This window comes from Parabacteroides sp. HGS0025 (assembly GCF_000969845.1).
GTDB lineage: Bacteria > Bacteroidota > Bacteroidia > Bacteroidales > Tannerellaceae > Parabacteroides > Parabacteroides gordonii.
Map to the genome: position 1 here is coordinate 1,735,154 of NZ_KQ033902.1, position 21,787 is coordinate 1,756,940.

Genomic DNA, 21,787 nt, shown 5'->3' on the forward strand with positions numbered 1-21,787 from the left:
AAATACATTATATAATATGAAGTCTTCAACATGTTTAACCTTACTTCTGTCCGCCTTACTGGCAGGAGGAAATTTATTTGCCCAGCAGGATAAAGTATCTCTTGTGAATCCGATTATCGGAACGAACGGGATGGGACATACTTTTCCCGGGGCATGTGTGCCGTTCGGCCTGGTACAGTTAAGTCCTGATACGGATACGATCCCTCATAATGTAGATGGAAAGTATCAACCCCGCTCTTATGAATATTGTGCCGGTTATCAGCATAAAGACAGTAGTATTGTCGGTTTCAGCCATACGCATTTCAGCGGCACCGGGCATTCGGATCTGGGTGATATCCTGATCATGCCGACCACGGGCAGCCTGAAACTGAATCCCGGAACAGCCACCCATCCCGACGGCGGCTACCGTTCACGTTTCTCACACGATACGGAGATTTCCCGTCCCGGTTATTACGAGGTGATGCTCGCCGATTATGGGGTAAAAGCCCAACTGACAACCACCAAGCGGGTAGGAGTCCATAAATACACCTTCCCGCAAGACAGCAAGAACCAGCGTATCATCCTGGATATGATACATGGCATTTACAACTACGACGGCAAAGTGTTGTGGACAAACATCCGTGTAGAAAACGATACCCTCGTCACCGGCTACCGCATAACGAACGGCTGGGCACGTACCAACTATACCTATTTCGCCCTATCTTTCTCCAAACCCGTTATCCATTACGGATGCGATGAAAAGGCGAAAGTGGACTACCGCGGTGGCTATGGCAAGTTCAATATGAAAGAGAACTTCCCCGATATAGGCGGCCGGAAGATTGTCGCTTATTTCGATTTCGACCCGGCCTCTTCCGGCGAGCTGGAGGTGAAAGTGGCCCTTTCCGGTGTCAGTACCGACGGTGCCCTGAAGAACCTGCGGGCGGAAGCGTCCGGCTACAATTTCGACCAGCTGGCTTCCCGTGCATCGGATACCTGGAACAAAGAACTTTCCATTATCGAGGCAAAAGGCAGCGACGACCAGATGGCCATGCTCTATACCTCTTTATATCATACGATGATCAACCCCTGTGTATATACCGATGTAGACGGACAGTATCGCGGGTTGGACGGGAATATTCATACCGCGGACGGTTTCACGAACTATACGGTATTCTCCGTCTGGGATACCTACCGTGCTCTGCATCCGTTGTTTAACATCATCAACCGCCAGGTAAATACGGATATTGCCCGCTCCATGTTGAAACACTGTGAGCAGAGCGTACACAAGGCGCTTCCCGTATGGAGCCACATGGCAAACGAGAACTGGTGCATGATCGGTTATCATTCTGTTTCCGTACTGGCGGATGCCGTAGCAAAAGGATTGCCGCTGGATAAGGAAGAAGTATTGAAAGCAATGGTGAGCAGTTCTACCATCCCTTATTACGACGGAACAAAAGAATTGATGGAAAAAGGATATGTCCCCCTTGAGCGTAGCGGTAGTGCAGCATCCCTGACCCTGGAATACTCCTACGACGACTGGACGATTTACAACACCGCCTTGCTGGCCGGAAACCGTGAAGTGGCCGACCGTTACAAGAAACGGGCCATGAACTATGCCAACGTATTCGATACCAGTATCGGTTATGCCCGTCCCCGCTATTCCGATGGACGCTGGAAAGAGAACTTCAACCTGCTGAGTACGCACGGTGAAGGGTTTATCGAAGGGAATGGCCTGAACTATTCCTTCTATGTGCCGCAGGATGTGAACAATATGATCCGGCTGATGGGTGGCGACAAGTCGTTCATCACCAAACTGGATTCCCTCTTTACCATGCATCTCCCCGACGAGTTCTTCGCTGAAACGGAAGACGTTACGAAAGAAGGGCTTCTGGGTGGTTACGTTCATGGTAACGAACCGAGCCACCACATCCCGTTCCTGTATATGTGGACTACCCAACCCTGGAAAACCCAGTACTGGCAGCGTGAGATCATGAACAAGATGTACCGCAACAACATCGACGGCCTGTGCGGTAACGACGACTGCGGACAGATGTCGGCCTGGTATATCCTTTCGGCGATGGGCTTCTATCCGGTTTGTCCCGGAACCGACCAATACGTATTGGGTGCCCCGTATCTGCCTTACATGAAGGTGTCCCTCGAAAACGGAAAGACTTTCGAAGTCAGGGCGGATAAGGTAAGCGACAAGAACCGTTACGTCAAATCCGTTAAACTGAACGGAAAGCCTTACACAAAAGCGTATATTACTCAACAGGATATAATGAACGGGGGAGAACTGACCTTCGAAATGACATCCGCTCCGAACAAGAAGCGTGTCTTTGCCGAAGCAGACAAACCGTATTCCTTATCATCCAATTAAAATAACAATTCAGACCATGAAGAGACTATTTGTTTTAGCTATTGCCCTTTGCGGCAGCTTGCTCTCGTTGAAAGCGGCTGCAAAGGCAGACCTGGTGGATTACGTCAATCCGCTGGTCGGTACTCAATCCAAGCATTCCTTGTCGACAGGAAATACATATCCCGCCATCGCTATGCCGTGGGGAATGAACTTCTGGATGCCCCAAACCGGAAAGATGGGCGACGGATGGGCGTACACCTACGATGCAGACAAGATACGGGGTTTCAAACAAACCCACCAGCCCAGCCCGTGGATCAACGATTACGGCCAGTTCGCCCTCATGCCGATAACCGGCAAAGTGGTGTTCGACCAGGATAAACGTGCCAGCTGGTTCTCCCACAAGGCAGAGGTGGCCAAGCCGAATTACTACCGTGTGTATCTGGCCGACCACGACGTGGTGACGGAGATCGCCCCGACAGAACGTGCTGCCATGTTCCGTTTCACTTTTCCCGAAACGGATAAGTCGTATGTGATTGTCGATGCTTTCGACCGCGGTTCTTATATTAAGATCATCCCGGAAGAAAACAAGATCATCGGTTATACTACCCGCAACAGTGGTGGCGTGCCCGACAATTTCAAGAACTATTTTGTTGTTGTCTTCGATAAACCGTTTACGTATAAGGCTACGGTAGGCGACAACGAGATCCGTAAAGGCGAGACTGAAGCGCAGGAAGATCATACCGGTGCGATTATCGGTTTCTCCACCCGTCGCGGCGAACTCGTTCATGCCCGTGTTGCCTCTTCTTTTATCAGCCCCGAACAGGCAGAGCAGAACCTGAAAGAGCTGGGCGACCGTTCTTTCGACCAGATAGCAGACGCCGGTCGTAAGACCTGGAACGAGGTGCTGGGACGTATACAGGTGAATGACGATAATATCGACAAACTGCGTACATTCTATTCCTGCCTGTACCGCTCCGTTCTTTTCCCCCGCAGTTTCTATGAAGTGGATGCCAATGGCAAAGTGATGCATTATAGCCCGTACAACGGTGAAGTGCTGCCGGGTTATATGTTTACCGATACCGGTTTCTGGGATACATTCCGTTGTCTGTTCCCGTTCCTGAACCTGGTGTATCCGTCGATGAATGTGAAGATGCAGGAAGGGTTGGTGAATACGTATAAGGAAAGCGGTTTCCTTCCGGAATGGGCGAGTCCCGGCCATCGCGGCTGTATGGTAGGAAACAACTCGGCTTCTGTAGTTGCCGATGCTTATCTGAAAGGCCTGCGCGGTTACGATATCGAAACACTCTGGGAAGCTGTCGTACATGGAGCTAATGCCGTACATCCGACAGTGAAATCTACCGGCCGTCTGGGTTACGACTATTACAACAAATTGGGTTATGTCCCTTATGACGTGAAGATCAACGAAAGTGCCGCCCGCACACTGGAATATGCTTACGACGACTGGACTATCTATAAATTAGGAAAGGCGCTCGGCAAACCGGAATCTGAAATAGCTGTCTTTGCAAAACATGCCATGAATTATAAGAACCTTTTCGATCCCGAAACCAAACTGATGCGTGGCCGTAACGAGGACGGAACCTTCCAGTCACCGTTCAACCCGTTGAAGTGGGGCGATGCTTTCACGGAAGGTAACAGCTGGCATTATACCTGGTCTGTCTTCCACGATCCGCAGGGATTGATCGACCTGATGGGGGGAAAGACTGGTTTCAACGCCATGATGGACTCTGTGTTCAATGTACCGCCGTTGTTCGACGATAGCTATTACGGTGGTGTTATCCACGAGATCCGCGAAATGCAGATCATGAATATGGGTAACTATGCGCACGGTAACCAGCCGATCCAGCACATGATCTATATGTATAACTATTCCGGTGAACCCTGGAAAGCCCAGTATTGGGTACGCGAAGTGATGGATAAGCTCTATTTTGCCACTCCCGACGGGTATTGCGGTGACGAAGATAACGGCCAGACTTCCGCCTGGTATGTATTCTCTGCACTCGGTTTTTATCCGGTTTGTCCCGGTACCGACCAGTATATCCTGGGTTCCCCATTATTCAAAAGCGTAACGCTTAATCTGGAAAATGGTAAGAAAGTAGTGGTCAACGCAGCCAACAACGATGCAGCGAACCGTTATATCTCTACCATGAAGGTGAACGGAAAGAACTATACCCGCAACTACCTGTCCCACGAAGACCTGCTGCGCGGTATGACCATCAATTGCATCATGTCCGATACCCCAAATAAAACCCGTGGTACACAGGAAAAGGATGCTCCTTATTCATTCTCGAATGAGATAAAAGAATAACAGGAAAATATAACCGACCCCGCCCCTATGAGGTCGGTTATATTGGTTTAAATCTGATAAAATATGAAACTACGAACATACACACTGTTAGCCGCATCCAGCATCGCTTTATCCGCCACGGCACAGAATGAGAAACTGACGGAATATGTCAGGCCATTGGTCGGAACGGACGGCTACGGGAATGTCTACCCCGGTGCACAGATCCCCTTCGGCGGCATCCAGATCAGCCCCGATACCGACTCCAAATACTACGATGCGGCAGCCGGTTACAAATACAACCATACTTCCATCCTCGGCTTCAGCCTGACACACCTGAGTGGTACCGGCATCCCCGACCTGGGCGATTTCCTGTTCATTCCGGGAACCGGCGAGATGAAACTTGATCCGGGAAGCCGTGAAAACCCCGACGAAGGTTACCGTTCGCGTTATACGCACGAAAAGGAATGGGCTTCTCCCAACTATTACGCCGTTATCTTACAGGACTATGGCGTGAAAGCCGAAATGACAGCCGGGCAACGAAGCGGAATGTTCCGTTTTACCTATCCCAAGTCGGACAAGTCTTTCATCATGATCGACCTGAACCATACCTTATGGCAGCACTGTGAATGGTCGAACCTTCGCGTAGAGAACGACTCGACCCTGACCGGCTACAAACTGGTAAAAGGCTGGGGGCCGGAACGCCATGTCTATTTCACCGCCGTCTTCTCCAAAAGGCTGAAAGACTTCCGCATCATGCAGGATAAGAAACCTGTCATCTACAACACTTCCCGCTTCCGGAGTACAAACGAAGCCTGGGGAAAGAACCTGATGGCTTGTCTTTCCTTTGCAACGGAAGAAGGCGAAGAAGTGACTGTCAAGACTTCCGTTTCCGCAGTCAGCACCGCCGGAGCAAAGCTGAACATGCAGGAGCTGGACGGTATGACATTCGACGGTCTGAAAGACAAAGGAATAAACCTTTGGGAGCAGGAACTGGAGAAATACCGGATCACAGCCGACCAAAAGACAAAAGAAACATTCTACACGTCTGCCTATCACGCCGCCCTGCACCCGTTCCTTTTCCAGGATGCCGACGGCAGTTTCAGAGGGCTGGACAAGAACATCGAAAAGGCTGAAGGCTTCACGAACTATACAACCTTGTCTTTGTGGGACACCTACCGTGCCCTGCACCCCTGGTTCAACCTCGTGCATCAGGATATAAACGCCGATATCGCCAACTCGATGCTGGCGCATTATGATAAAAGCGTAGAGCAAATGCTTCCGATCTGGTCTTTCTATGGCAACGAGACCTGGTGTATGATCGGCTACCATGCCGTTTCCGTCCTGGCCGACATGATCGTGAAGGGGGTAGAAGGCTTTGATTACGAACGGGCATACGAAGCAATGAAGACGACCGCCCTGAATAAGCATTACGACTGTCTGCCGGATTACGACCGTAACGGTTACGTTCCTTTCGACAAGGAAGCCGAGTCGGTTTCCAAAACATTGGAGTATGCCTACGACGACTACTGCATCGCCCAGGCAGCCCGGGCTTTGGGTAAGACGGACGATTTCCGGTATTTCCTGAATCGCTCTTTATCTTACCAGACATTGATCGACCCGGAAACCAAATACATGCGTGGCCGCGACAGCGAGGGAAACTGGCGTACGCCGTTTGCCCCGATCGCCTATCAGGGGCCGGGCTCGGTGAACGGGTGGGGAGATATCACCGAAGGTTTCACCATGCAGTACACCTGGTATGTCCCGCACGACGTACAAGGTTACATCAACCTGGCCGGTAAGAAACTGTTTGAGAAACGTCTGGATGAGCTCTTTACGGTAGAGTTGCCGGATGATATACCGGGTGCCCACGACATCCAGGGACGTATCGGCGGTTACTGGCATGGCAACGAGCCTTGCCACCATATCGCCTATCTGTATAATTACCTGGGTAAACCGTGGAAATGCCAGAAATGGATCCGCGAGATCGTCGACCGCTTCTACGGCAACGAACCGGGTTCGTTGAGCGGTAATGACGATTGTGGGCAGATGTCAGCCTGGTATATGTTCAACTGTGCCGGTTTTTATCCCGTCGCTCCGTCCAGCAATATATATAATGTAGGCTCCCCGTGTGTGGAAGCACTTTCTATCGCGATGAGTAACGGTAAGGAGATAAAGATGACAACCGAAAACTGGTCGAAGGAGAATGTCTACGTCAAGGAGCTGTATGTGAACGGTAAGAAATACGATAAATCGTACCTGACCTACGACGACGTAAAACCCGGCATATCCCTGCACTTTGTCATGAGCGACAAGCCCAACTATAAACGTGCAGTCTCTGCCGATGCCTGGCCGGCCTCTGTGTCGTCGTCAGGAAAGACAATGCTTTACCAGAAGCCTGTCAGTAAATAAGCAACTGGTTTTTCTTAATACATATTTTAATTAACGACGAGAGAGTTTTTATTATCCCTTTAGGTGAGGGACGGGGGCGTGTGATATGTGAATACCACACGCCTTTATTCATTCTTGTTCTTCCTCTTTTTCCTGTGGCAACGAGTACACCCGGTGTGTCCTGTAACCCATCTTGATAACTGTTCCGTCTTCCGTAAACAGCTTCATATCTTCTGCCGCCCGGTAACGGCTACAATGGTTTATCCCTGCATAATCGGTCAGGTTGATATACGGATTGTTTTGCAGGTATCTGAGCATCTTCTGTTTCCGATCCGGCAGTTCGTTGGAAGTGATGTTCTCCCTTTTTATTTTCAGCGGGCGGTCTTTGTTCACCAGGCTTCGCAAACGCTTGGAGCAGCGGAAGTTCACCCCGTCTGCTTTGGCGGAGTAGACCGTCCTGCCTTTTTCGTCCGTCCTCTGCACCGTCTTTAAAGCAGGGGAGAAGTGACCCAGCCCTTCCAGTTCCACGCAGTAACCGTTTGATAAGTTTCGCCCGATGTAAGTGGTCAACGCCTCTATCGCTCCCTTCACATCAGCCGAAGTAAGCGAACATGAATCCGATAGATACTCGCAAATCTCTTCCATCCGCATTGTGCCTTTGGAGAGAAGGCGGGCGCAAGCCTGTTGCTCTGTACCGTTCCCTTTGGGTGTTTTATATACTCCGAATTTAATTCTTCCCATGCTGATTATGATTTACTGGTTATCTATTCTTTATTTCATCGGATGTATCTTTAAATAGCACCGACCAAATCCTATTTTTCTGCCTATGTAACCTGTTGCCGACGCCCTCGGCAAAATAAACGACGTCCTCGAAAGCTTTGCCGACGTCCTCAACAATATAGCCGAGGGCGTCGGCAACAACTTTCCTGCCTACCAAAGATAATATATATCCCAGGTAAAAGCAAGTAATATAAGGGATAAATGAAACTATCCCGGTGATAATTCTATCTTGTCCGGCTCTTTTGCCGATTGGTAGGTCAGTTCGTTCGGAAACACTTCTTTTTAGCCCTGATATGTTGCTTCCATTTGAAGCAATCATTTAAGTGTAGGATGACGTGGCGGGTTGGCGGCATTAATAATAATCCGGCGACATCCTTCTTTGCCCAGAAATCCAGGAGCCACGCAGACTCGTCCTGTTCTGTTACACCGCCCTGTTGTTTAATCTTATCCAGATCCTGTTGCGAAACTTTGCGGAGCAGATCTGCATTTGTGAAGCCGGAAATGATGGAACGGGTTTGTTTGCCGACGGTATTCCGGTAGGCAAGGAGTTCCCGGGTGTTTATCTCTTTACTTAAACGGATGATTTCGTCATCGGAGAGTGCGTTGCCTGTGTCGGTAATGGAGATGTTCAATCTTTCTTTCCATGCCGGACTGAAGACTTCTTGTGTCCTGCCTGCCAATAGGTTCATCGTTAAATCTTCTATCCGGGCTATATGCCATATTACCCATGCGATTGTTTCGTCTTTTGAAGTTGGCATAATGCTGTATTCGTTTGGAGTCAGATCGGATAAAAGTTCATCTACTCTGTTCTGACCGGAACCGGATACTTCCGACAGATGTAACTCTGCATGGATATCCAGGAAGAGCTCCTTTGCTTTATCTACTGTATTTTTTGTGCGGATGATCTTTGTAAGCTCTTTATGCTTTTCACTTAGTTCTGTTCCGAAATATTTCATGGTGTCTTTTGTTTCGCTTTATTTATTATCGTTTGTATTGCCAGTCTGCTTGTAAGCATCTACCTTTGCAAAGGTAATTAAATGTATGGAAGTAATGAAGAAAATGATTTTGGGAATGTGCGCATTCCTGTCGATACAAATGGCGTCTGCACAGACGTTGGAGAAGATGCAGTGGTTCAACGAGCCGGAGAAATGGGAGATCAACGATAAGTCTTTATCCATGTTCGTCACCCCGCAGAGCGATTACTGGCGCATATCCCATTATGGGTTTACCGTCGATGATGCTCCTTTCTATTACGCAACCTATGGTGGCGAGTTTGAAGTAAAAGTAAAGATAACAGGCGAGTATAAAGCCCGTTTCGACCAGGCCGGACTGATGCTTCGGATCGACCACGAGAATTATATCAAGGCCGGCATCGAGTTTGTAGACGGTAAATTCAACCTGAGTACGGTGGTTACGCATAAGACGAGCGACTGGAGTGTGATCTCGCTGGATAAACCTGTCCCGTATATCTGGATCAAAGCGGTCAGACGCCTGGATGCGGTAGAAATATTCTATTCGTTCGACGACAAGACATATACCATGATGCGCAATGCCTGGTTGCAGGACAATATCCCGGTAAAGGTCGGCTTTATGGCTGCTTGCCCTGACGGCAAAGGCTTTAATGCCAGGTTCGAACATTTCGAGGTGAAGCACCTGCCTGATATGCGCCGACTGGAGTGGCTGAAGAAAAATGCGGAATAAAGAGCTAATCGGTTATCCTTATCTTTCGTGATTGGAGAAATATTTCTATATTTGCACCGCTTTAGATAAGAATCAGATAATCTCTATATAAATCAGATTAAGAAATGACAAAGAGCGCATTACAAATTGCAAGAGCAGCTTACCAGCCTAAGGTACCCGCTGCGTTGAAAGGTGCTGTGAAAGCCGTAGACGGTGAGTATACTCAATCAGTAGCCGATCAGGAAGAAATTAAAGAATTGTTCCCTAACACTTACGGGATGCCTATCGTTACTTTCGAGAAAAGCAGCGAAAAGAAAGATATGCCTGCTATCAATGTAGGTGTGATCCTTTCAGGTGGTCAGGCTCCTGGTGGTCATAATGTGATTGCCGGTATCTTTGACGGCGTAAAGGCTACAAACAAGGATTCTCGTTTGTATGGTTTTATCTTGGGCCCCGGTGGTCTGATCGATCATAAATATATGGAACTGACGGCTGATATTATCGATGAATATCGTAATACGGGTGGTTTCGATATGATCGGTTCCGGTCGTACTAAATTGGAAACAAAAGAACAGTTCGATAAGGGTCTGGAAATTCTGAAAGAACTGGACATCAAAGCACTTGTTATTATCGGTGGTGACGACTCTAATACAAATGCTTGCGTATTGGCTGAATATTACAAAGCTATCAACGCAGGTGTACAGGTAATCGGTTGTCCGAAAACGATCGACGGTGACCTGAAGAACGAACAGATTGAAACTTCTTTCGGTTTCGATACTGCTTGTAAAGTATATTCTGAAGTGATCGGTAACATCCAGCGTGACTGTAACTCTGCTCAGAAATACTGGCACTTCATCAAATTGATGGGTCGTTCAGCTTCTCACATCGCACTGGAATGTGCTTTGCAGACTCAGCCGAACGTGGCTATCGTTTCAGAAGAAGTGGAAGCTAAAAATATGTCTTTGGACGATATCGTAACTTATGTTGCTGAGATCGTAGCTAAACGTGCAGAGAACGGTCAGAACTTCGGTACTGTACTGATCCCTGAAGGTTTGATCGAATTCGTTCCGGCTATGAAGCGCCTGATCGCTGAGTTGAACGACTTCCTGGCTAAACACGATGCTGAATTCAAGATGATCAAGAAGAGCGAACAGCGTGCTTATATCATCAGCAAGCTGACTAAAGAAAACTCTGACCTGTATGCTTCTCTTCCGGAAGGCGTTGCCCGTCAGTTGTCTTTGGATCGCGACCCGCACGGAAACGTTCAGGTTTCTCTGATCGAAACAGAAAAGTTGCTGTCTGAAATGGTTGGCAAGAAATTGGACGAATGGAAGAAAGCCGGTAAATACAACGGTAAGTTCTCTGCATTGCACCACTTCTTCGGTTACGAAGGACGTTGCGCTGCTCCGTCTAACTACGATGCAGACTATTGCTATTCATTAGGTTATACTGCTTCTTGCCTGATCGCTGCTGGTAAGACTGGTTATATGTCATCTGTACGTAATACGACTGCTCCTGCTGACAAGTGGATTGCCGGTGGTATCCCTGTAACAATGATGATGAACATGGAAAAACGTCATGGTGAAATGAAGCCGGTTATCCAGAAAGCGTTGGTGAAACTGGACGGTGCTCCTTTCAAGAAGTTCGCTGCTAACCGCGACGAATGGGCAATGACTACCAGCTACGTTTATCCGGGCCCGATCCAGTATTTCGGCCCGACAGAAGTTTGCGACGAACCGACTAAGACTTTGCAGTTGGAACAAGCTAAATAAGATAGAGATATATTATCTTTATATAATAGAGGTAAGGCTTAGGCTTTACCTCTATCTTTTTTTACGGTAGCCTGCTATAGGCTGATATTGATTGAGAAAGCTGATCTGTCGGCTCTTGTGTAGTTTTCATATATAGTTGTTTTATGACAGTACTTTCATCAACTTATTCATATTATATCGTTTGGTAGCTCCGGTAATCAGGAACCAGTCGGCAATCCACCACAGTGCCAGGCCGCCGGCCGTCAGCAGCTTACCGATACCTTTTTTCCAGTCGCCGATCAGGAAACGGTCTAAACCGATCATTCCGAAGAAAAAAGAGAGCAGGAATAATTTACCGGGACTTTTGAAACGGGTGTTTTCGAGGATCGCTTCTTTGTCAGGTGCAAGATTGAGCAACTTGTTGATCGGAATTTCATATTCGGGAAATTTACTTTCGTTCGCCAAAAGGAATTTATCGACTTTATTTGCTTCCATATTATTATACTGGTTGGTTTGTGAATATGCAACAAAGATAGTTATTTCCTGTGGCTTTCACAGCCCTTTGTTAATATTCCATATCCAGTTCAGGATCGTCAGGGCAATAAGGATTGTAAGGATGTATTTGTTTGCAAGGTATTGTTCTGTTTGTTTCAGCCAATTCCGGAACTGCTGTCTTTTTCGGATCAGGTCTGACACCGTACCTATTATATAGGATGTTGCTAGTAAAAGGAGTAATAAACCGTAAGGATTGATTAGGATAGATTCGTAGATATTGCCGTTTAGCAGGGCGAAAAGTGCACGCCGGGTTCCGCAAGCCGGACACGGATATCCGGTAACCGAATGGAATAGGCAGGGAAATGAAAATAATGCATATCCTGCTATAATGATTACAGCGAGATATGCATAATTATTTCTTGTTCCCACGTGGGCAGGTTTAAAACATTAATACGTTCTGCAATTGCTCCAGGTTCTTCTTTTTAGTTGCATCCATGATCAGGAACCAGTCGATGATCGACCAGATACCGCAACCCCCTAAGGTAACCAGTTTTCCGACACCCAAGCCTACATCACCGATCAGGAAACGGTCTATGCCGAGTGATCCCAGGAATACGGAAATAATTAGTATGACTGTCGGATCTTTGAAATCGCAGGTTTGCAGATAAATCAGTTTGGATTCATCCATGTCGAGTAGTCGGTCTCTTATAATAGGTATGTGACTGCTAGGTAATTTGCTACTGTTTGTAAGGAGGAACAAGTCCACTTTCTGTGCATCCATTTTTTTATAGATTGATTTACTAACGACAAATATAGTAAAATTCCGTATCTTTGAACCTGATAATATTAATTTAAACAACACAATACTATGTTCTCAGGAATTGTAGAAGAAGCTGCGCAGGTGGTTGCGTTGAATGCGGATCAGGGGAATCTGCATATCACAATGAAATGTTCGTTCGTAAACGAGTTGAAAATAGATCAGAGTGTGGCACATAACGGTGTTTGCCTTACGGTGGTGAACCTGACTGACGACACATATACGGTGACAGCTATCCAGGAAACATTAGACCGTTCGAACCTGGGTTTGCTGAAAGTGGGTGACCTGGTGAATCTTGAACGTAGCATGATTATGAACGGACGTTTGGACGGACATATCGTACAGGGACATGTGGATCAGACGGCTGTTTGTACAAATGTACGCGAGGCTGACGGTAGCTGGTATTATACTTTCGAATATACTTTCGACAAAGCGATGGCTCAGCAGGGATATATGACTGTGGAAAAAGGATCGGTTTGTGTGAACGGGGTGAGCCTGACTGTCTGCAACTCCCAAAAGAACAGTTTTGAGGTCGCTATCATTCCTTACACACATGATAATACAAACTTCTGCCGGATCGAAAAAGGAACAGTGATAAATCTGGAATTCGATATCGTAGGTAAGTACATCAGCAAAATGATGCAGTTTAAATGAAAGGAAACCTTTCATTAACTAAATAGCGGCAGAGCGACCGGATTGAATGTCCAGTCGCTCTGTCATTTTACGACACATCTTTTCTTCCATATATCCATCTTATAATATATGTAGGTAATAACCAATCCTATTGCGATACTGATCCCGATCGCCCACCAGATCCCTTGCCGTCCGTACCATGCACTTAGCTGGTAAGCCAGCGGGATGCGGATCAACCAGAGGCAAAGCAGACTGGTTGCCATTGTGAAGATCGTATCTCCGGCTCCGCGAAGTGCCCCGTTATATATATTCAGTGCCCCGTGCACGATGAAGAAACCGCCTATGATCAGTAAATATTCCTTTCCGATAGCAATTACCGCCGGGTCGTTGGTAAAAGCACGCATCATCTCTTCTCCGAAAAAGTAAATGGCTGTAAATGTGATCAAGCTGAATATAACGTTGACCAGCATGGTAAACCGCAACCCCTTGCGCACGCGGTCGAAACGGCCGGCTCCGATATTTTGTCCGCAGAACGCGGCCAGTGCACCGGATAAAGTCAGGACGGCCTGTGTGATGATCGTATCGATTTTGCCTGCCGCACCGTAGGCTGTCAGCGTATCGGTTCCGAAGCTGTTGACAATTCCGAGCAGGGCGATCAGGCCTAAGGCGATGGCACATTGTTGGACGCTGGTAGGAAGTCCTATTTTCAGTCCTTCCTTGAAAAGTTTCATATCGAACAGTAGATCCTGCTTTTTAATGGAGAGTAGGGGATGGGTATTGTTTACATATCCCAATGCGATACACATGCCGATGCCTTGTGCGATAACCGTTGCACGTGCCGCTCCTTCTATGCCCCAGTGGAAACCGACGATGAACAGTAAATCGAGAACGATATTCAGAATAGTTGTAATAAATATAAAGATCATCGGCCGTACGGACTCGCCGACTCCGCGCAGGATAGAGATGATACTGTTGAAGGTGACGAAAAGGAAGGTTCCCCCGATATATATCCTGAAATAAGCTACGGCATCGGGTATCACTTCTTCCGGTGTGTTGGTCAGGCGGAAAATCGGTTCGGCAAAAATGATCCCGGCAATGGAAAGGACGATCCCCGCTACGAGCATAAAGATGAAGAAGGAGGAGAAGGCCCGTTGAACCTTGTCGTATTGCTTGGCTCCGAAAAACTGCGAAACGACAACGGAGGTTCCGCTTCCGACACCGATAACCAGTGATATAATGAAATAATAGATAAAGAAGGAAGCGGAAACGGCTGCCAATGCCTCTTTTCCCAGAAGCTGCCCGACGATGATGCTGTCGGTTACATTATATAACTGTTGCAGCAGGTTACCGATCAGTAAGGGAAGTGCAAAGCGTACGATTACTTTCCAGACAGATCCGTGGGTCAGGTCGTGTGTCATAAGTCCTTTAGAAGTATATTACTGTTTGCTTTGATCATGTCTTCGCGGGTTTTCAGTAATGTGTGCCACTCTTTGTTGAAAAGACGGGAGGTGTCGATTTTGAAGTTTTCAGAACCATACTCATCCATTTTGGTGAGAAGGTAACTGACTGTGATCTGGTTTACATCGAGCGCCGGTTGGTAATAGACAACACGTTCGTCATTTTCATAATTTACTTCTATAATAATATGGAGTTCCGTCAGTAGATAGAGTATTTCAGTAGTAATACGTATCGGGATGCGGTAAGCGTCCGATAACTCGTCGGCAGTATATGGCTTTTCTTCATTTACAAAACGTTTTACGATCAGGGAGGCTATCAGTAACGTCAGGAAATCCTTGTATCGCCGGCTGATGTTTTTACTGTCGCGTTCAAAACTGAACTTTTTTACGTTTTGGGAAGCATAGGCTAACTCGGCTCCGAAAAGACAGATCAGCCAGGATAGCTGCAACCATAATAATAATAAAGGTAAGGCGGCGAAGCTACCGTAAATGGCATTGTATTTATTTACCCATATCTGCCCGCTGATATAGATGAACTGGAAAAACTGGAAAGCAGAACCTGCCAATACCCCGGCAATCAATCCGTTTACAAACTTCACCTTTGTATTGGGCAATGAAACATAAAGACCTGTAAATACCATTATCGTGATTACGAACGGAGCAATATTCAGGACAAGCTCGACCAGGGGAGTAAAGAACACATAGCTGCTTAGAAATGAATTTTGCAGGGTAGACAGGAAAATGGATAGACCGCTCGAGGCTGTCATGAGTACCGGTAATATAAGGAATAATGCCAGATAGTCGGATATTTTCCGGTGCCAGGGGCGTGACTTCTGGATTTGCCAGATATCATTGAAAGTATCTTCGATAGATGAAATCAGATTGATGACCGTGTAAAATAACAGGATAAGACCGACTCCGATGATCACGCCACCCTGTGCCTGGGCCAGGTATCTTTCTACAAACTTAAAGGCTTCGCTTAATTCCTGCTCTTGCCGGGGGAAATAATCGAACAGTTCCTGCTGTACGGCTTCCTGGAAACCGAAGCCTTTGGCAATACCCAGTAATACTGCCAGAAGCGGGACAATGGCCAGTAAGGTGCTGTAAGTAAGAGCGGATGCTTTTGTTTGCAGGTTTTCACTGTTAAAACCGCGTATGGCAAGTATGATTGTTTTGATCGTGTTGATGTAAAGCTCTTTCAGGCCGCTTACTTCATTTTCTGTAATTCGCCAGATGTCGTAAGTAACAAAATGAATGGTTCGTGTCAGCAAGGCGTTGATCCGTTCTCCCAGAGGCTTTTTATCAGCAGTCTTTTTATCCGTCTTCTTCTTCATGCTGTGAAATGTAGGGGCAAAGAGTGTTTGCCGGATGAATAAAAAAATGCAGCCTGCCTGTAAGCCGGGTTCTGTACTCCCGTTTGCACGGAAGCGTCTGCCATTTATCTTGTCTTGCTGTCACCAGCAAGCTTTAGCGGTCTACCCCCCGGCATCGGACGAGCAATCCTACATACGCCGGTATACATGACCTTACAACCCATAAGACGTACGGCATCCCGTATTACTACGGCATCCGGTGAGCTCTTACCTCACCTTTTCACCCTTACCGGACAAGTCCGGCGGTTATTCTCTGTTACGTTACTCTACCCTCGCGGACAGCTTCCCGTTAAGAAGTATGGTGCTCTGTGTTGCCCGGACGTTCCTCACACCCGAAGGTGAGCGACAGACCGGCAGGCTGCAATGCGACAAAGATAGGCATTTTAGTTGACAGTTGGCGGTTGACGGTTGACAATTTTAGGTAAATACAAGGGCAGGGTACTTACTAAGTTGGTTTCGGGTTACTTAGTAAGTAAACGCCGGTCTACTTAGTAAGTAAGCGTCGGTCTACTTAATAAGTAATGGGTATGCCTACTTATCGAGTAGACGGAGAGCTACTTAATAAGTAGACAAAGAGCTCTTTTTATGAAGAAAGACGGGTATATCCTTACCTGTCAACTGTCACTTGTCAACTGTCAACTGAAATGAACTTTCTGCCGTTCTTACTGTTATATTACTGAAAGCATGACCATTTGGCAGGGGAATGATTGTTAAAAAGGTACTTTGCAATGCACAGTACTGTTAAGCGCAGTTAACCCCGGATAATTCGCCGTTAAAAGTGATAAAAAATCAAAGGCAAATGGAATAATCGCACGTTTTTTGAACTTTCTTTGTCGAAAGAAAAGTGTTAAATTTAAATGTTTGATAAAATAGAAAGAGTATGAAAACAATGTGGAAAAATGTGCTAGGAGTCGTTCTCGTTGCTGCCATCAGTACAGGTGCTGCGGTTGGGACAAGTGCTTATCTGATGAACAAGAAACAGCCGGTTTATGTCACCGATTCAACAAATACATTTGGTCAGCCTGTTCGATATGCAGGGCTGAATGCGGTTGCTGCTGAAAATACCGATTTTACCAAAGCGGCAGAAAGCTCTGTGCATGGAGTAGTGCATATCAAGGCTACAACCAACGCCAAGCAATATGCCGATGGTGGCAATGGAGGTGGAGGTCAGCAATATATTGATCCTTTTGAATACTTCTTCGGCTTTGGTGGAAGAGGAGGTGGAGGTTTCCAGCGTCCGCAACCGCAGCCTCGCGTAGGAGCTGGTTCCGGTGTTATTATTTCCACAGACGGATACATTATAACAAATAACCATGTGATCGATGGTGCTGATGAGTTGGAAGTGACATTGAATGATAACCGTAAATTTCCGGCTAAATTGATCGGTACCGATCCTTCTACAGATATCGCTTTAATTAAAGTAGATGCTAAGGATCTTCCTACGATTCCGTTCGGAGATTCGGAAATCCTGAAAGTCGGAGAATGGGTTTTGGCCGTAGGTAACCCTTTCAACCTGACATCTACTGTTACTGCCGGTATTGTCAGTGCAAAAGGCCGTGGCATTTCTATGGGGGGCGACAGAAGTAAAATTGAATCGTTTATTCAGACAGATGCTGCTGTGAACCCGGGTAATAGTGGTGGTGCTTTGGTGAACACGAAAGGTGAACTGGTTGGTATCAATACTGCTATTTATTCAGAAACCGGAAACTTTGCCGGATACTCATTTGCAGTCCCCATCAGCATTGCAGGTAAAGTGGCAAGTGACTTGAAACAATATGGAACCGTACAGCGTGCTATTCTGGGTGTGTTGATGATGAGTGTCGGTGATATCGCAGATCAGTTGAGTAATCCGAATTTGAATAGTAAGCTGAAAGAAGAACTGACTGAACTGAAGTCGAAGATCAAAGTATCTGAAGGTGCTTGTGTATCAGACTTTGCTGAAAGAAGTTCCGCAAAAGAAGCCGGACTCGAAAAGGGCGATGTGATTATTGCTGTAAATGGTGCAAAAGTGAAAAACGCAAATGCATTGCAGGAACAAATCAGTAAATATCGTCCTGGTGACAAAGTAGAGATCACCGTTGATCGTAATGGAACGAATAAGAAATTTACTGTAGAACTTCGTAACGCACAAGGTAGTACATCTGTAGTGAAGAGCGCAGGTGATAGCAGTGCCGATGTTCTTGGAGCCGCTTTTAAAGCGTTGACGGATAAACAAAAACGCGAACTTGGTGTAAGTTATGGTGTTGAAGTGACAGGATTGTTGAAAGGCAAGTTGAGAGATGCCGGAATCCAGAAAGGCTTCGTAATCATGATTGTCAACGACCAGAAGATATCTTCACCCGAACAACTCGAGAAGTTGGTGGATAAAGTATTGAAAGGAAGTTCTGATGATCGCTACATCGTAGTGAAAGGTTTTTATCCGAATGGACGTACAAAAGTTTATGCTATTGATCTAGCCGAATAATAAAATAAAGTTATATTCGTCTTATTTGGCGGGAAGATTGTTAAAGGTTTATAATTGGTCGGGTGTAGGGTGCACACGACCAATTTTCTCAATAAAAATAATATTATCTTTGCACCCTGATATTTCTCAATTAAAAACATTGGATGAGACAGTTAAAGATTACAAAGTCCATTACCAATCGCGAAAGTGCTTCGCTTGATAAGTATCTTCAGGAAATAGGCCGCGAAGATCTTATTACAGTTGAAGAAGAAGTTGAATTGGCACAGGCAATTAAAAGAGGAGACCGTAGGGCATTGGAGAAATTGACCAGAGCAAATCTGCGTTTCGTCGTTTCTGTGGCAAAGCAATATCAAAATCAGGGGCTAAGTTTGCCTGACCTTATTAATGAGGGTAACCTGGGGTTGATAAAAGCAGCCGAGAAGTTTGATGAAACCAGAGGGTTTAAGTTTATTTCTTATGCTGTATGGTGGATTCGTCAGTCTATCCTGCAAGCTTTGGCAGAACAGTCAAGAATTGTTCGTCTTCCGTTGAATCAGGTAGGTTCGCTGAATAAAATCAGTAAAGCCTTTTCTAAATTCGAACAGGAAAACGAACGTCGACCATCTCCCGAAGAACTGGCAGACGAGCTGGATATTCCTGTAGATAAGATTTCAGATACTCTAAAGGTGTCCGGAAGACATATCTCAGTAGATGCTCCGTTCGTAGAAGGCGAAGACAACAGTCTTTTGGATGTGCTTGTGAACGACGACGCTCCTATCGCTGACCGATCGTTGATGAACGAGTCACTGGCTAAAGAAATTGATCGAGCACTTGCTACACTGACCGAAAGAGAATGTGAAATAATCAAAATGTTTTTCGGTATTGGCTGTCAGGAAATGACATTAGAAGAGATTGGCGACAAATTTGGCCTCACTAGAGAGCGCGTCCGCCAGATCAAGGAAAAAGCAATCAGAAGATTAAGACAAGGAACACGTAGCAAGCTCCTCAAATCGTATTTAGGTTAACCTCGGGTAAAACCAAAAGAGGTAAACAAAGCTCCATATCCGGTAGGATACGGGGCTTTTGTTTTTTTATAAAGGTCTTGTTTCGATATTTTGGAAAGAAATTTCTGATTGTCATTATTGCCCTTCTATATAATATATGTAGGAAGGAGCTTTCGCTGCTTTTACGGTACTTGTTGTTTTGTTATTTTTTTCACCCCGTAATCGTCAGTGCTTCAGAAAAGTAGTGTATTTGGTGCGATTTTAAGTAAAAAATAATGCGAATAAAGTTTGGAGTGTATGTTGTAAAGCACTATTTTTGCATCCGCATTCGAGAGAGAACGGCACTGCAAAACATGATGAAAAAAAACTTTTAGAAAAACTTCCGAAAACATTTGGAAGTATGAAATAAAAGTTCTTATCTTTGCATCCACGTTCGCTAAAAACTAGCGAGTGTAACAACAAGAGTTCTTTGAAAGATTTACATATCAACAAGTAGTACAAGTATTATAATTAATACCGTCAAAACTTGAAATAATAACGGATTCTGAGCAAGACAAAACAATTTATACAACGAAGAGTTTGATCCTGGCTCAGGATGAACGCTAGCGACAGGCTTAACACATGCAAGTCGAGGGGCATCAGGGGGTAGCAATACTCTGCTGGCGACCGGCGCACGGGTGAGTAACGCGTATGCAACCTACCTATCAGAGGGGGATAACCCGGCGAAAGTCGGACTAATACCGCATAAAACAGGGGTCCCGCATGGGAATATTTGTTAAAGATTAATTGCTGATAGATGGGCATGCGTTCCATTAGATAGTTGGTGAGGTAACGGCTCACCAAGTCTGCGATGGATAGGGGTTCTGAGAGGAAGGTCCCCCACACTGGTACTGAGACACGGACCAGACTCCTACGGGAGGCAGCAGTGAGGAATATTGGTCAATGGGCGAGAGCCTGAACCAGCCAAGTCGCGTGAAGGATGAAGGATCTATGGTTCGTAAACTTCTTTTATAAGGGAATAAAGTGCGGGACGTGTCCTGTTTTGTATGTACCTTATGAATAAGGATCGGCTAACTCCGTGCCAGCAGCCGCGGTAATACGGAGGATCCGAGCGTTATCCGGATTTATTGGGTTTAAAGGGTGCGTAGGTGGTTTATTAAGTCAGCGGTGAAAGTTTGTGGCTCAACCATAAAATTGCCGTTGAAACTGGTTAACTTGAGTATATTTGAGGTAGGCGGAATGCGTGGTGTAGCGGTGAAATGCATAGATATCACGCAGAACTCCAATTGCGAAGGCAGCTTACTAAACTATAACTGACACTGAAGCACGAAAGCGTGGGGATCAAACAGGATTAGATACCCTGGTAGTCCACGCAGTAAACGATGATTACTAGGAGTTTGCGATACACAGTAAGCTCTACAGCGAAAGCGTTAAGTAATCCACCTGGGGAGTACGCCGGCAACGGTGAAACTCAAAGGAATTGACGGGGGCCCGCACAAGCGGAGGAACATGTGGTTTAATTCGATGATACGCGAGGAACCTTACCCGGGTTTGAACGCATTTGGACAGTCCTTGAAAGAGGATCTCTAGCAATAGCCATTTGCGAGGTGCTGCATGGTTGTCGTCAGCTCGTGCCGTGAGGTGTCGGCTTAAGTGCCATAACGAGCGCAACCCTTATCTTTAGTTACTAACAGGTCATGCTGAGGACTCTAAAGAGACTGCCAGCGTAAGCTGTGAGGAAGGTGGGGATGACGTCAAATCAGCACGGCCCTTACATCCGGGGCGACACACGTGTTACAATGGTGGGGACAAAGGGCAGCTACATGGCGATGTGATGCTAATCTCCAAACCCCATCTCAGTTCGGATCGAAGTCTGCAACCCGACTTCGTGAAGCTGGATTCGCTAGTAATCGCGCATCAGCCATGGCGCGGTGAATACGTTCCCGGGCCTTGTACACACCGCCCGTCAAGCCATGGGAGTTGGGGGTACCTAAAGTCCGTAACCGCAAGGATCGGCCTAGGGTAAAACCGATGACTGGGGCTAAGTCGTAACAAGGTAGCCGTACCGGAAGGTGCGGCTGGAACACCTCCTTTCTGGAGCGAAGAGTTCGTTATCAAGTTGGCTAAAAGGTATTAGTTAACTTGTACTACGGTTGAATATGTATTTATATATGATCTTATAAACTGGATACCCAGTAGAGAAAGATGAAGCTGAAGGAAATCCGGCAGTTTCAGGAGATTAAGATAAGCCAGTCCTATAGCTCAGTTGGTTAGAGCGCTACACTGATAATGTAGAGGTCGGCAGTTCAACTCTGCCTGGGACTAC

At 46.4% G+C, this 21,787-nt stretch carries 15 protein-coding genes, 1 tRNA gene, 1 rRNA gene and 1 other RNA gene; 10 read left to right on the forward strand and 8 right to left on the reverse strand.

Translation table 11 applies throughout. The annotated features are described in order from the left end of the window. Positions 1-16: 16 nt before the first annotated feature. The 3 genes from HMPREF1212_RS06615 (at position 17) to HMPREF1212_RS06625 (ending at position 7,049) form a co-directional block, all read left to right on the forward strand. Complete coding sequence (locus HMPREF1212_RS06615) at positions 17-2,356, forward strand: GH92 family glycosyl hydrolase (RefSeq protein ID WP_046148834.1); 2,340 nt, start codon at positions 17-19, stop codon at positions 2,354-2,356. 16 nt (positions 2,357-2,372) lie between these two features. After that, positions 2,373-4,661, forward strand: coding sequence for a GH92 family glycosyl hydrolase (locus HMPREF1212_RS06620; RefSeq protein WP_046148835.1), 2,289 nt, complete (start codon positions 2,373-2,375; stop codon positions 4,659-4,661). Between the two features lie 63 nt (positions 4,662-4,724). Beyond that, entirely contained in the window at positions 4,725-7,049 is a 2,325-nt protein-coding gene (locus HMPREF1212_RS06625) for a GH92 family glycosyl hydrolase (protein ID WP_046148836.1), read from the forward strand. A gap of 108 nt (positions 7,050-7,157) precedes the next feature. On the opposite strand, the gene HMPREF1212_RS06630 is transcribed toward HMPREF1212_RS06625, so the two are convergent. Together HMPREF1212_RS06630 and HMPREF1212_RS06635 are read right to left on the reverse strand one after the other, a co-directional pair. Further along, positions 7,158-7,769, reverse strand: coding sequence for an HU family DNA-binding protein (locus HMPREF1212_RS06630; protein WP_046148837.1), 612 nt, complete (start codon positions 7,767-7,769; stop codon positions 7,158-7,160). Positions 7,770-8,065: 296 nt separating this feature from the next. After that, positions 8,066-8,764 (reverse strand): DinB family protein, encoded by a 699-nt coding sequence (locus HMPREF1212_RS06635; protein ID WP_046148838.1) that lies wholly within the window; start codon positions 8,762-8,764, stop codon positions 8,066-8,068. Between the two features lie 94 nt (positions 8,765-8,858). Between HMPREF1212_RS06635 and HMPREF1212_RS06640 the strand changes: the two genes are divergently transcribed. Both HMPREF1212_RS06640 and HMPREF1212_RS06645 read left to right on the forward strand, forming a co-directional pair. Beyond that, positions 8,859-9,509 (forward strand): DUF1349 domain-containing protein, encoded by a 651-nt coding sequence (locus HMPREF1212_RS06640; RefSeq protein WP_046150264.1) that lies wholly within the window; start codon positions 8,859-8,861, stop codon positions 9,507-9,509. A gap of 104 nt (positions 9,510-9,613) precedes the next feature. Next, complete coding sequence (locus HMPREF1212_RS06645; protein WP_028727537.1) at positions 9,614-11,260, forward strand: diphosphate--fructose-6-phosphate 1-phosphotransferase; 1,647 nt, start codon at positions 9,614-9,616, stop codon at positions 11,258-11,260. Positions 11,261-11,401: 141 nt separating this feature from the next. Here HMPREF1212_RS06645 and HMPREF1212_RS06650 read toward each other — a convergent pair whose 3' ends face one another. Genes HMPREF1212_RS06650 through HMPREF1212_RS06660 form a run of 3 tightly spaced genes read right to left on the reverse strand, consistent with a single transcriptional unit; the run spans position 11,402 to position 12,515 of the window. Beyond that, positions 11,402-11,734, reverse strand: a complete 333-nt coding sequence (locus tag HMPREF1212_RS06650; protein ID WP_046148839.1) for a TM2 domain-containing protein — start codon at positions 11,732-11,734, stop codon at positions 11,402-11,404. Between the two features lie 57 nt (positions 11,735-11,791). Then, a complete protein-coding gene (locus HMPREF1212_RS06655) occupies positions 11,792-12,163 on the reverse strand; it encodes a DUF2752 domain-containing protein (protein ID WP_046148840.1) in 372 nt (123 codons plus the stop codon). Positions 12,164-12,173: 10 nt separating this feature from the next. Further along, positions 12,174-12,515, reverse strand: coding sequence for a TM2 domain-containing protein (locus tag HMPREF1212_RS06660; protein ID WP_046148841.1), 342 nt, complete (start codon positions 12,513-12,515; stop codon positions 12,174-12,176). A gap of 87 nt (positions 12,516-12,602) precedes the next feature. Between HMPREF1212_RS06660 and HMPREF1212_RS06665 the strand changes: the two genes are divergently transcribed. Continuing rightward, positions 12,603-13,205, forward strand: coding sequence for a riboflavin synthase (locus HMPREF1212_RS06665; RefSeq protein WP_028727541.1), 603 nt, complete (start codon positions 12,603-12,605; stop codon positions 13,203-13,205). 62 nt (positions 13,206-13,267) lie between these two features. Here the strand turns inward: HMPREF1212_RS06665 and HMPREF1212_RS06670 are convergent, their stop codons facing one another. The 3 genes from HMPREF1212_RS06670 to rnpB form a co-directional block, all read right to left on the reverse strand. Continuing rightward, positions 13,268-14,602, reverse strand: coding sequence for an MATE family efflux transporter (locus HMPREF1212_RS06670; protein WP_046148842.1), 1,335 nt, complete (start codon positions 14,600-14,602; stop codon positions 13,268-13,270). Beyond that, positions 14,599-15,975 carry a YihY/virulence factor BrkB family protein gene (locus tag HMPREF1212_RS06675; RefSeq protein ID WP_044192022.1) on the reverse strand — a complete coding sequence of 459 codons (1,377 nt, stop codon included), beginning with the start codon at positions 15,973-15,975 and terminating at the stop codon, positions 14,599-14,601. The genes HMPREF1212_RS06670 and HMPREF1212_RS06675 overlap by 4 nt, the downstream gene beginning before the upstream one ends. Before the next feature lie 44 nt (positions 15,976-16,019). Further along, positions 16,020-16,376, reverse strand: an RNA gene (rnpB, locus tag HMPREF1212_RS26385) — RNase P RNA component class A. Between the two features lie 518 nt (positions 16,377-16,894). Between rnpB and HMPREF1212_RS06680 the strand changes: the two genes are divergently transcribed. The 4 genes from HMPREF1212_RS06680 to HMPREF1212_RS06695 all read left to right on the forward strand — a co-directional run bounded on the left by HMPREF1212_RS06680 (position 16,895) and on the right by HMPREF1212_RS06695 (position 21,786). Continuing rightward, positions 16,895-18,478, forward strand: coding sequence for a trypsin-like peptidase domain-containing protein (locus HMPREF1212_RS06680; protein WP_028727544.1), 1,584 nt, complete (start codon positions 16,895-16,897; stop codon positions 18,476-18,478). A gap of 143 nt (positions 18,479-18,621) precedes the next feature. After that, positions 18,622-19,482: a sigma-70 family RNA polymerase sigma factor gene (locus tag HMPREF1212_RS06685; protein ID WP_005641668.1), complete on the forward strand. Its 861-nt coding sequence runs from the start codon at positions 18,622-18,624 to the stop codon at positions 19,480-19,482. Positions 19,483-20,028: 546 nt separating this feature from the next. Continuing rightward, a 16S ribosomal RNA gene (locus HMPREF1212_RS06690) occupies positions 20,029-21,555 on the forward strand. A 157-nt stretch (positions 21,556-21,712) separates the two neighbouring features. After that, a tRNA-Ile gene (locus tag HMPREF1212_RS06695) sits at positions 21,713-21,786 on the forward strand. Position 21,787 lies beyond the last annotated feature (1 nt).